The organism is Nocardiopsis sp. SBT366, assembly GCF_001083815.1.
Taxonomy (GTDB): Bacteria; Actinomycetota; Actinomycetes; order Streptosporangiales; family Streptosporangiaceae; genus Nocardiopsis; species Nocardiopsis prasina.
The window spans coordinates 20,662-31,499 of record NZ_LAVM01000069.1 but is presented as its reverse complement, the minus strand read 5'-3'; the positions used below and the strand labels follow the sequence as shown (position 1 = coordinate 31,499).

Here is a 10,838-nt window from a genome sequence, read left to right as displayed (position 1 = left end):
GCTGGTAGCGGGGGGCGGGCCAGGTACACGTCGACCCGCCCCCGGCCACGGGTGGAGCGCAGACCGATCTGGTCCGTGGCCAGGCAGGCGCGGGCCAGGCAGCGCCAGTCCACCGCCCTTGGGGGAACCGACCAGGTCATCGGCGCGGTGAGCACCAGGCCGGGCAGGAGCGCCCGGTGGGTGCGCAGACGGCCGGGTTCGGGCGCGCCGTCAGGGCCGATCTCCACTCCCGACTCCAGTGTGGTGTGCGCGTCGGTGACCGCGCGGCGCAACGTGGCCCGCGCGGGTTCGCCGCGGCCCGCGAGGGCGTGGGCGACGGCGGCGCGCACGCTGTCCGCGGGTCGGGCGTGTCCCACCCTCAGGGCGCGGTCGGCGTCGTGCGAGCGCTCCCGGCCGAACACCCGCCGCACCGCCTCGGCCAGGTCCGGTGCGACCGTCGCGGCGCCGACCGCGGCCGCGCGCAACCGGGCGGCGAGTCGGTGCCGGGGCAGGTGTGGCAGCCCGTGGGCGTCGGTGACCACGTCGGTGTCGGCGCCGGTTCCGTCCACGCTGGCGCCCACGAACAGCGCCGGGGAGGCCAGGCGCACCACGATCCGGTCGGGCTCGCTCATCGGACTCCGCCCCCCGCCAGTCCGGGATCCAGGTACAGGTCACGCACGTCGACCGCGTCCAACAGTTCCCCGTGGGTCCATCGCTCGGGCAGGCTCACCGGGTGCCCGGTCGCGCGGGCACGGCGGTCCAGTTCGGGTCCGGGGTCGGCTCCGGACTCCAGCAGGGGGACCAGCGCCGAGACGAGCCACCCCCGGTGGCGGGCGTCCCCGTCCGAGAACAGGCCGCCGTGCGCGGAGGACAGGTAGCGCTCCAGGAACCGGGTGAAGTTCGTGCCGGTCATCGGCAGGGCGGTGCGCGCGGGCACGGCCGTTCGGGCGGACTCGATGCGGTCCAGGACACGGTCGACCCCGTCGAATCGGGTGGTCCAGGCCACGGTGTGCTCCTCTGCGGCGGTGGGGTCGGTGGCCACGGCCGAGCGCCGCCGTGCCTTGGCCAGGCCGCACATGGCCTCGCAGAGGTCGTAGCCGAGTGCGAGCGGGGCGCCCACCGGCTGCACCGCGATCCCCGCCCCCACGGTGGGCACGCGGGTGACGTGCGCGCGGGCGTCGGCGGTGGTCACCGTACGGCCCGGGAGGCGGACACGGGTCAGCGCCCGGTGCAGGGCCACCCTGGGGTCGGCAGGGTCGCCGATCCGCTCGGGGTCGGCGTCCAGCCACTCCAGGGCGAACCGCACCAGACTCAGCGCCAGCCGGGCGTCGCAGAGCACCGTGAGGTCGTCCCCGGCGACCACGATCGGCCGCAGCGGCAGCCGGATCGGGCCGGAGGGTTCGTGGTCGAGAGTGAGTTCCCCGCCCGCACCGGCCCCCGGGATGAACGGGGGCCGCCCCGGTTCGGTTCGGACCCTGGCGGCCACCGCGTGCACCAGGGCGCGAGCCAGCCCCTCGGTGAGCCCGGCGATGTGCGTGGACAGCTCCCGCTGGGCCAGCGCCCCGGATCCGGGCACCCCGGGGATTCCCGCCCGCTCGCGGTACTCACCGAGGAGCTCCCCCAGGCCGTTGACGTCGACGTGCAGCACCGCGACCCTGCTCACGTCCCCGTGGTCGCGACCGAGCCGGTCGACCTCCATGGGCAGGGCCAGGCCCGCCTCCGGCCCCGAGAGCCAGGAGTCGCTGTGGGCGCGGTGCCAGCGTCGGCCGATCCCCCGCGCTCGGGCGACGTCGGCCGCCACCCGTTCGTGCACGCGTCGGCCCGTGCCTGTGGGGTCCTCCAGGGGCCTGCTGCCGTCCACTGCCTCGGCCGGGGCCCCGCTGACCGAGCACACGGCCGTGATCCCGTACCCCGGCGCGGGAGTGTGCAGAGCGGACATGTGGCGCCGGGCACGGCGCAGCCGGACGGGCAGCTCGGCCAGCGCCGCGTCCAGGCCCGCCGCGACCGGTCCTCCGGGAACGGGCACGGCCCCGGGCCCGTAGGGGACGAACGCGACCACCGGGGTCAGTCCCCCGGCCCGGTCCCGCAGCCTGCGCGTGTACCGACCGGTGAACCGCCGGGCCGCAGCGAGGTCGGCCAGGACCAGGGTCAGGGCTCCGCCCGCGTCCCGCAGGACGAGGCAGTCCTCGGGGACGAGGTCGGCCACTCCGTGGACGGGATCGGAGGTGTCGGTGAGTTCGGCGACCAGCGCCGCGCGGCCCACGGCGTCCAGGATCCGTCTGCCGCTGTAGACGAAGGCCTGGATCCCACGCAGGTCGACGCCGACCAGCACCCCGGCGGCCGGGGTGCTGGGGTCGTGGCTGGGCGGGTGGGGCTCGGTCGATCGGTGCTCGGAGGCCTGGGTCACCGCGACGGACTCCTCGTGGCCGGGGGACGGCGGGAACGGCGCGACGCGCCGTACGGGAACGGGTGTCCTTCAGACATCTCTCGGACGGTGACGCCGTCATCACCACCGATACCAGGAGTCGCCACCCCACGTCACCCCGTTGGCCCCATCCGGTCACTCCTTCCCCCCGCACGCACCCCGTTGCAGGAGGACCCCGCGCCCTGTCCGAGAGAGCACAGTGCATGGACCGTCCCCCGCCCGACAGCAGAAAGGCCCTTCCATGGCGACGCCGAGCAGACACGACCGGCTCACCCGATCCGAACGCGACCGCCCCTCAGGTGGCAAGCGGACCGGCCCCGCCCTGACCCCGGAGGACCTCGTGCCGCACCTGCTCGGGCTGGCCCGGACGCTGCGCGAGGGCGACGGGCACACCCCACCGGAGCCGATACCCCACCAACGCACGGCCTGACCTCCGACCCGGGTGACCATCCGGGGCGAGGCACGGGCGGGGACGAGAAGGGGCTCCCACCCCGTCCACCGGGTGGGAGCCGCGAAGGGCGGCCATGGCGGCCACCGGGGTGGGGCACCGGCCCCCGCCCGCCGTCCTCGGGCGGGAACCGGCGGTCTGGTGGGTCAGTCGAACAGCGTGCCCCCGAACTCCTCCGCCTCGGCCACCGCGCGCGCACGCGTGTCGATCGACCTGGGGCGGCTGTGCCGGATGCGGTGTGCGACCCGGCGGCCCGAACGCGGGGCGGGAACCCGCGAGGCGAGCACGTTCCGGGTGACCGTGTCCACCCGCACCGAACCGAAGCCCTGCGCGGTGTACTTGCCGATCCCGGCCAGTTCCAGGAGCTCCAGCAGGACAGCGAAGGTCGCGACGTCCCGGGGGTCGCCGTCGACCACGTCCAGGCGAAGGCCGCCCCGCCAGCCCAGCACGGAGCGGTTCTCCGCGTGCTGGTGCTCGGACAGCCCCACCTCCTCGCCGGGCAGGTTCGAGCGGCGGACCCGGGCCAGACCGGCCAGGGCCTCCTCCAACCAGGGTGTGGCGAGTTCGGTCGGCGCGAAGCGGGCCACGGCTCCCACGGCGCCGCTGCCCCCGACGATCCCCCCGCCGGAGCGGTGCACGGCTCCGAAGAGCCGCCGGGGGTTGGGCCACACGTGCGGGACGCGTTCGCCCGCGGAGTCACGTGTGGTGGTCACGACGGGTGTCCGGGTGCGCACCTCGGCCGCGCGCACGGCGGCGGGCCGGTGCGACGCGGTGAGCATCGCGGCGTAGGGGGTGTCGAAGGTGCGCGTGACGGAGAGCGGTTCGAGCAGGTGGTCGCCCACTCTCTGGACCCGGCCGAGCAGCTCCCCCGGGTCCACGGGCGGCGGGTGCTCGTCGTCCAGCCAGGTGAGCGTCCAGTGGTGCAGCCGGTTGCCCAGGGGGGTCGGCCACCCGTTCATCGCCCAGCGCTTGGGCGCCGTGTGCTCGGACTCCGGTTGCGGCCACCAGCGGTTGAGCAGTCCGTGGCAGTCCTCGGGCCGGATCGGCCGCGCGGCGTCGGCCCGTTCCCTCAGGATCACGGTCCACCGTCTGGGCACCGCACACCACCCCTCACCTGTTCGGGACGGCGCACTCCCCGCCGTCCTCGTTCCTCCCACGACTACTCTCGGACAGTTCCCGCGAGCCCCCGGGAGTCCGGGGATCTCAGCCGCCCTCCGCCATCTCCACCAGGCGCAGCACGGTACGCCAGTTGCGGGCGGTGACCTCCCCCGGGCAGTTCCGGGCGACCACCGCGGGCAGCCGCGCCTCGCGCACGCCGAGTTCGTGGTGGGTGAAGACCTCGGTGGGGGTGACGGCGATGCGCTCACGCGGGTGAGTGGCGGGGTCGATCGCCCTCAGGGCGGCGGTGTCCACCGGTTCCGAGCAGAACAGCACCATGAAGGCGGACGGGTTCTCCACGGTCAGGGGATTGGCCGCCACCGCCGCGCGGAGCTGGTCCAGCGTGCGCGTCACGACCGCGACGTCGAGACCGAACCGCTCGAGCAACGCGGCGCGCACGGTGGCGCCCACCACCTCCGGGTCGGGCTCCGCCGAGGTCAGGACGGCGTTGCCGCTCTGGATGTAGGTGGCCACGTCCGCGTACCCGAGCCCGGTGAGCAGCGCGCGCAGGTCCGCCATGGCCACCTTGCGGTGTCCGCCGACGTTGATACCGCGCAGCAGCACGATGTGTCTGGTCATACCGGCCATGGTGCCCCAGGCCGACGACGGTTCGCCGGTTGTCCGTCCGGCTCGCGGGCACCACAATGGCCTGGCCAGTGTTGACCCACGTCGAAGCGGAGGGCCCATGCCCCGTCTGAGCCACACCCTCGCCCTCACGGCCCTGAGCCGGGAGGACCTCGCACGGACGGTGTCCTCCGCGTACGGAGTCCTGCGCGGCGCGCGCTTCGGCGAGGGCGGCCTGCTGGTCCTTCCCTCCGAGGAGGAGTCGCGGCGCCTGGAGCACCGGGCTCGGGAACTGGGCCTCGTGCTCACGGAGGAGGAGAGGGCCGCGCACGGCCGTCGGGTGGGAGACCCGTCGGACGGGGTTGGGGGCACCGGGGACCCGGCGGGCTCCACCGAACGGGAGGTGACCGCCCAGGACCTCGCGGACGAGGTCGCCGTGAGCGAGTCCGAGCTCTCCCTGCGGCTGCTGTCCGGCGAACACCTGGCCCCGGGCAGCACCTACCTGGCCACCGAGGTCGATCCTCAGGGGAGGCCGCTCTTCGCGCCGGACGGTGAGGGCTGGGTGGGCACCGACCTGACCGTGGCGTCCTGGGACGAGTCCGGGGTGTGCGCGGTCGACTTCGCCATGCGCGAGGACGCCGGGACCGGCGGGGGCTCCACGGACAACGGCGAGGAGGGCGGTGAGGCAGCCCCGTCCACCACGGGCACGGTCGTCCACGACCACGCGGAGGAGACGCTGACCTTGGAAGCGGACCTGCGCTTCCCCGTGGAAAGCGCCATGGCGCGCTGGGGTTCGCGCCTGTTGCGCGCCCACGTGCGCGTCCGCGTGGACCTGCCGGGCTGGTTCGCGGCGGCCGGGGGCGCCGTGACCACTCCTCCGGTGACCCTGGAGGTGGACCACCGGCTGGTCCGGGCGCGCGGGGAGGCCGTCCCCGCCCCGGGACCGGACGGAACCTGGTCGGTCTCTGGCCAGCTGGACGTGCGCGGGGTCGGGTTGTCGCGCCCGATCGTGGCGGTGGCAGCGTGGGCGATGGGCCGTTCCCTGCGCCGCTCCGAGCAGTGGTCCGTGGAGTCGGGCGCCGCGCGGTTCCAGGAGGGCTGGGACGACGTCGCCCACGCGCTCCCCTCACTACCGGAGTTCCTCGACGACGTGGCCGGGACCTTCGCCGGCGCCCGTGGAGACGATCGCCCCCGAACCCCGGAACTCTGATATCTGCCGACCCGGCCGCAGGACTCCTGTCCCTGCGGCCCCGAACCCGGTGCCCCTGGACCCTGCCGCCCCGCTGCGGACCGGACCGTCCTCTGCGCCCCTGACGGGTCAGCCGCGGTCGGCGCCCCAACCGGTGAGCGACCGGACGCGCAGCTCGGTGAAGCGCGCGCTGTTGCGCTCCCGCGACAGCAGACTGCCGACGATCGCGCACGCGAAGCCGACCGGTACGGCGACCAGCGCCGGGTTCTCCATGGGGAAGACCTGGATGTCGATCCACGCTGGCAGCACGGACAGGTTCTCACCGGTGACGGGGTCGGTCTTGCCGGACATCACCGGTGAGAACAGCATGAGCAGCAGGGTCGTGGACAGCCCGCCGTAGATCCCCCACTCCACGCCCCGGGTGTTGAAGCGGCGCCAGAACATGGTCAGGAGGATGACGGGCAGGTTGGCGGCAGCCGCGATGGCGAAGGCCAACCCCACCAGGAAGGCCACGTTCTGGGCCTGCGCCTGCACCGCCAGCGCGATGGAGACCGCGCCGATCACGCACGCGGAGAATCGGGCCACCCCCACCTCCTGGGACTCGCGCGGGCGCCCCCACATGAGGATGTGGCCGAACAGGTCGTGCGCGATCGAGGAGGACGAGGCCAGGGTGAGGCTGGCGATCACCGCGAGGATGGTGGCCAGCGCCACCGCCGAGATCAGGGCGAGCAGAACGGCGGCGCCCGTCGGCCCGGCGGTCTGGCGGCCCACCTCCTCGGCGAGCAGTGGGACGGCGGAGTTGCCCGAGGGGTCCAGGGCCAGGATGCGCTCGGACCCCACCAGAGCCGCGGCACCGAATCCCAGGGCGAGGGTCATCAGGTAGAAGGCGCCCACCATGGCGATGGTGCGGTTGACCGAGGAGCGCGCGGCCCGGCCGTCGGTCACCGTGTAGAAGCGGATGAGGATGTGCGGCAGGGCGACGGTGCCCAGGACCAGCGCCAGTCCCAGGCTGACCAGGTCCATCTTGTTGAAGAGCGTCCGTGCCGGGTCCCCGGGGACCTCGGCGCCGAACCGCAGGCCGGGCTCGAGGAAGGCCTGTCCGTGGCCGCTGGTCTCGGCCGCCGCGCTGAGCAGGGCGCGCGGGTCGAAGGAGAACAGGGCCAGCACCAGGACGGTGAGGAGCCCGGTGGCGGTGAGCAACACCACGGCCTTGATGATCTGGAGCCAGGTGGCCGCCTTCATACCGCCGAACACGACGTAGGCGATCATCAGCACGCCCGCGACCACGATCGCGCCGGTACGGGCCTGGCCAGCATCCAGACCGAGGAAGGTGCCGCCGTCGTGCAGGCCGAGCAGGACCGACACCAGGGCGCCCGCCCCCACCATCTGCGCGACCAGGTAGAACACGCAGACGGTGACCGTGGACACCGTGCAGGCCAGGCGCACCCGCATCCGGCGCATCCGGAAGGCAGGCAGGTCGGCCATGGTGAAGCGGCCGGTGTTGCGTGTGAGCTGGGCCATGGGCAGGACCAGCAACCAGGCCACCAGGAAGCCGATGGAGTAGAGGAAGCCGTCATAGCCCTGGAGGGCGATCATCCCGGCGATGCCGAGGAAGGAGGCGGCGGAGAGGTAGTCGCCGGTCAGCGCGAGGCCGTTCTGGGTACCGGAGAAGCCGCGCCCACCGGCGTAGAAGTCGACGGCGCCCTTGGTCGTGCGCCGGGACCGAATGGTGATAGCCAGGGTGACCAGGACGAACACGGCGCACAGGCCGATGGTCCAGGCGTGCGCCTCCTTGATCGGACCGTCGAGGGCGCTGGTGAACGGGGGCGGGACCGTGGTGTCCATCAGCCTGCCACCCGCCCGTCGAGCGTGTCCTCGGCCCGCGCCCGCTCGAGGATCTCCTCGGCGAGGGGGTCGATGGAACGGGCGGAGAAACGGCCGAAGGCCCAGGCGAGCACGAAGGTGAGCAGGAACTGGCCGATCCCCGTCGCCAGGGCGACGTTGACGGGATCGATGATCCGCACGCTCATGAAATCGCGCGCGTAGACGGAAAGGAGAAGATGGGAAAGGTAACTCAACAGGAAGGCCCCCACCAGGAACCCGACCTGAAGTGCGAATCTCCTTCGGAGTTTCACGAATCGCGGATCGACGGACATGCGTTCACATGCGTGCGCCATATCCGCCTCGGTCCGGCCGCGCGCCGATCCGGTCCCGTTGGCGCGCGGCGACTCCCCCGAGCCCCCGCCCAGCCTTCTTGACGTGCCTTCCATGTACTCGACCACGGCCATCCCCCCGAACACGGAAAATTCCTCCCCGCGCACGCGGGGCCCTTGTGTGTGGCGCCGAATCCGCTCCCCCACGGGCTCGGCCTTTCCCTCGGCGCGCGCCGCCCTGGGCGCGTCGGCCGGTTTCCCGGGGTGATCCGTCCTCGTCCTGGGACGACCCCTCTCCCCCGAGTGGAACTCACACTAACCAGGGCCCTCGTGCCGTGTTCGCCAAATACACAAATCGGCTGGAACATATGCCGACCGCCGGAACGGGAAAGGATGGAGGCACATTGTGGAACGGCGCGCGGGAACGCGACACCCCCGTGACGGAGACCGGGATCACGGACCGTCACCCCGAATGGACCGCCTGGTCATCCGGTCCCCACACGCCGCCGGACGGCGCGATGACCCCTCCGACTTCGCTAGGCTTCGGGGCGACCCCGACCCATCACGGAAACCGGTCTCATCACCCGTTTCCGTGTTCGTACACGTGTATGATTACAGGGTCCGCACAGTTCACGCGATACCGAAGGGAAATCCCCGCCGTGGTCACCGAGGTCTTCACGCGCAAGTACTGCGATCCCCACGCCGTCCGCGAGGAGAAGGTCGAGGCGACTGAGGTCATCCAGTTCGCCTGGGAGGGCGCCGTCCGTGAGGTCGACGCCTGCGACGAGTGCTTCAAGGAGCACGAGACCCGCTACGAGCCCCTCGTCGACTACTCGCGTTCGGTGAAGAAGCGCCGCGTCACCAAGAAGGCCGCTTCTTCCACCGCCGAGAAGCCCGAGGGCTCCGACAGCGACGCGGACGGCGACGACGACGACAACTAGGTCGTCCGAGCGCACCGGGGGGCCATCCCCCGGACCACTCCCTAGGTTCACCCGGGCGGTCCCACGGGAACGCCCGGATCGGCCTCATCGCGTCAACCGCGAGTCGGGGGCCGGTGGACACCACGGTGTCCGTCGGCCCCCGTTCGCGTGTCCACCCCCCCGCGCACCGCGGACCGCCCGCCCCGGACGGTGGTCCGGGCCACGGGCGCCCTGGGTCAGGCGCGGGAGCCACGATCGCGCGGCGCCAGATGGGCGGTGTACAGGTGGTCTTCGCGGGGGAACAGGCCGTGTTACCGCGGTTGCGGCACACTACTCCCGACCGGCGAACCGGACCGGGAGGCCGGCGCGGCTCCGGGAGGCGCTGTGCCACCACCCGGCCACGGCCGGTCAAGGAGGGGACGGCGTCGCTCCGCTGCCGCCGGAACACGGGGGCGGCCCCACTGCCTCCACGGCTTCCGTGAGGCGACCGGGCCGGACCCGACCGTTCCCGCGAGGCCGCGCAGGCCCTGGTCCTGGTCCTGTTCCGGCCCCGATGTGTCGAGGGCCCCTGACGAGTGGTGGGCCCTCGGGGCCCGTTCGCGCTCTCAGGGGGAAGGCGCTCCCTCAGTGGCGTGGGTGCTCCCTCCACCGCGTCACGACGCTGTGCCGCGACGGAGGGACGCGCACCGACACGACTCCACTGTGGGGGCGGCGGGTTTCACCAAGGTGAGGTCCCCGTTGAGTTCCGGGTTCGGTTTGTTTCCCAGAAGCCCGGGCGCCGCGGGAGTGGCGCCACCCGCGGCGGGTTCAGGAGGATCAGGGCTGGCCGGAGACCAGTGCGCCGTCCTTCCACACCGCCGCCACCTGGGGGACACCGGGGCGGTAGGCCAGGTAGAGGTGGTTGGGGGCGTCGAGCAGGGTCAGGTCGGCCCGGGCTCCCGGGGAGAGACGGCCCACGTCGTCGCGGCGCAGCGCCACAGCGCCGCCCCTGGTCGCCGCCCAGACCGCCTCGTCCGGGGTCATCCCCATGTCCCGCACCGCCACGGCGATGCAGAAGGCCAGGCTGGACGTGAAGCACGAACCCGGGTTGCAGTCACTGGCCAGGGCCACGACCGCGCCCGCGTCGATGAGGGAACGGGCGTCGGGGTAGGGCTGGCGGGTGGAGAAGTCCACACCGGGCAGCAGCGTCGCCACCGTGGGTTCGGGGCGCTTCGCGGCCTGGGCGAGGGCGTCCACGTCCTCGCCGGACAGGTAGGTGCAGTGGTCGACCGAGGCGGCGCCCAGCTCCACGGCCAACCGGACCCCGGGCCCCTCGCCCAGCTGGTTCCCGTGCACGCGGGGCAGCAGACCCCGTTCCGTCCCGGCGGTGAGCACCCGGCGGGAGGCCTCCTCGTCGAAGGCCCCGCGCTCACAGAACACGTCCACCCAGCGGGCGTGCGGGGCGCAGGCGTCCAGCATCGGCCCGGTGACCAGGTCCACGTAGGCGGCCGGGTCGTCCGCGTACTCGGGGGCCACCACGTGCGCGCCGAGGAAGGTGACCTCGTCGGTGACCCGGCCGGCGACCTCCAGGGAACGGCGCTCGTCCTCCACGGTGAGCCCGTACCCGGACTTGACCTCCAGGGTGGTGGTGCCCTGCGCGTGCGCCTCGCGGACGAACCTCCGTGCCCCCGCCAGGAGTTCGGCGTCGGTGGCGGCGCGGGTGGCCGCCACCGTGGTGCGGATGCCGCCCGCCGAGTACGGGGTACCGCTCATCCGGGCGGCGAACTCGCGGCTGCGGTCACCGGCGAAGACGATGTGGGAGTGGCTGTCCACGAACCCCGGGATCACACAGCGTCCGGCCGCGTCCACCCGGGCGTCGGCTGCGGGCGCCTGCGCGCGCGGTCCCGCCCAGGCCACCCGCCCGTCCTCGATCACCAGGGCGGCGTCACTGATCTCGCCCAGTCGCCCCTCCCCCAGTTCGGGGTCGTTGGTGACCAGGGTGCCGATGGCGTCGACGAGGATC

10 protein-coding genes are annotated in these 10,838 nt (G+C 73.3%); 3 read left to right on the top strand and 7 right to left on the bottom strand.

Annotated features, from left to right (window positions below):
* Positions 1 to 611: hypothetical protein (locus ADX84_RS19315; RefSeq protein ID WP_049577103.1), on the bottom strand; the 611-nt coding region annotated here is incomplete at its 3' end.
* Positions 608 to 2,386 (bottom strand): hypothetical protein, encoded by a 1,779-nt coding sequence (locus ADX84_RS19310; RefSeq protein ID WP_049577099.1) that lies wholly within the window; start codon positions 2,384 to 2,386, stop codon positions 608 to 610. The genes ADX84_RS19315 and ADX84_RS19310, both read right to left, overlap by 4 nt.
* A 259-nt stretch (positions 2,387 to 2,645) precedes the next feature.
* Between ADX84_RS19310 and ADX84_RS19305 the strand changes: the two genes are divergently transcribed.
* Positions 2,646 to 2,834, top strand: coding sequence for a hypothetical protein (locus ADX84_RS19305; protein ID WP_049577095.1), 189 nt, complete (start codon positions 2,646 to 2,648; stop codon positions 2,832 to 2,834).
* A gap of 164 nt (positions 2,835 to 2,998) precedes the next feature.
* Here the strand turns inward: ADX84_RS19305 and ADX84_RS19300 are convergent, their stop codons facing one another.
* Positions 2,999 to 3,949: a CRISPR system precrRNA processing endoribonuclease RAMP protein Cas6 gene (locus ADX84_RS19300; RefSeq protein WP_049577091.1), complete on the bottom strand. Its 951-nt coding sequence runs from the start codon at positions 3,947 to 3,949 to the stop codon at positions 2,999 to 3,001.
* A 106-nt stretch (positions 3,950 to 4,055) separates the two neighbouring features.
* Entirely contained in the window at positions 4,056 to 4,598 is a 543-nt protein-coding gene (locus ADX84_RS19295) for a DUF1697 domain-containing protein (RefSeq protein ID WP_049577087.1), read from the bottom strand.
* Positions 4,599 to 4,695: 97 nt separating this feature from the next.
* On the opposite strand from ADX84_RS19295, the gene ADX84_RS19290 reads away from it, so the two are divergent.
* Positions 4,696 to 5,784 carry a hypothetical protein gene (locus ADX84_RS19290; protein WP_049577082.1) on the top strand — a complete coding sequence of 363 codons (1,089 nt, stop codon included), beginning with the start codon at positions 4,696 to 4,698 and terminating at the stop codon, positions 5,782 to 5,784.
* 108 nt (positions 5,785 to 5,892) lie between these two features.
* On the opposite strand, the gene ADX84_RS19285 is transcribed toward ADX84_RS19290, so the two are convergent.
* The gene (locus tag ADX84_RS19285; RefSeq protein WP_049577078.1) at positions 5,893 to 7,608 is read right to left on the bottom strand and encodes a cation acetate symporter; all 1,716 of its coding nucleotides are present in this window, start codon (positions 7,606 to 7,608) and stop codon (positions 5,893 to 5,895) included.
* On the bottom strand, positions 7,608 to 8,045 hold the full coding sequence (locus ADX84_RS19280; protein ID WP_049577113.1) for a DUF485 domain-containing protein: 438 nt from the start codon (positions 8,043 to 8,045) through the stop codon (positions 7,608 to 7,610). The genes ADX84_RS19285 and ADX84_RS19280 overlap by 1 nt, the downstream gene beginning before the upstream one ends.
* A gap of 530 nt (positions 8,046 to 8,575) precedes the next feature.
* On the opposite strand from ADX84_RS19280, the gene ADX84_RS19275 reads away from it, so the two are divergent.
* On the top strand, positions 8,576 to 8,857 hold the full coding sequence (locus tag ADX84_RS19275) for a hypothetical protein (RefSeq protein ID WP_049577075.1): 282 nt from the start codon (positions 8,576 to 8,578) through the stop codon (positions 8,855 to 8,857).
* A gap of 795 nt (positions 8,858 to 9,652) precedes the next feature.
* Here the strand turns inward: ADX84_RS19275 and hutI are convergent.
* Entirely contained in the window at positions 9,653 to 10,837 is a 1,185-nt protein-coding gene (gene hutI / locus ADX84_RS19270) for an imidazolonepropionase (RefSeq protein WP_369801114.1), read from the bottom strand.
* Between the last annotated feature and the right edge of the window lies 1 nt (position 10,838).

Coding starts and splice junctions, on each gene's coding strand:
- ADX84_RS19305 (WP_049577095.1), top strand. CDS start 2,646: ATGGCGACGCCGAGCAGACACGACCGGCTCACCCGATCCGAACGCGAC.
- ADX84_RS19295 (WP_049577087.1), bottom strand. CDS start 4,598: ATGGCCGGTATGACCAGACACATCGTGCTGCTGCGCGGTATCAACGTC.
- ADX84_RS19290 (WP_049577082.1), top strand. CDS start 4,696: ATGCCCCGTCTGAGCCACACCCTCGCCCTCACGGCCCTGAGCCGGGAG.
- ADX84_RS19285 (WP_049577078.1), bottom strand. CDS start 7,608: ATGGACACCACGGTCCCGCCCCCGTTCACCAGCGCCCTCGACGGTCCG.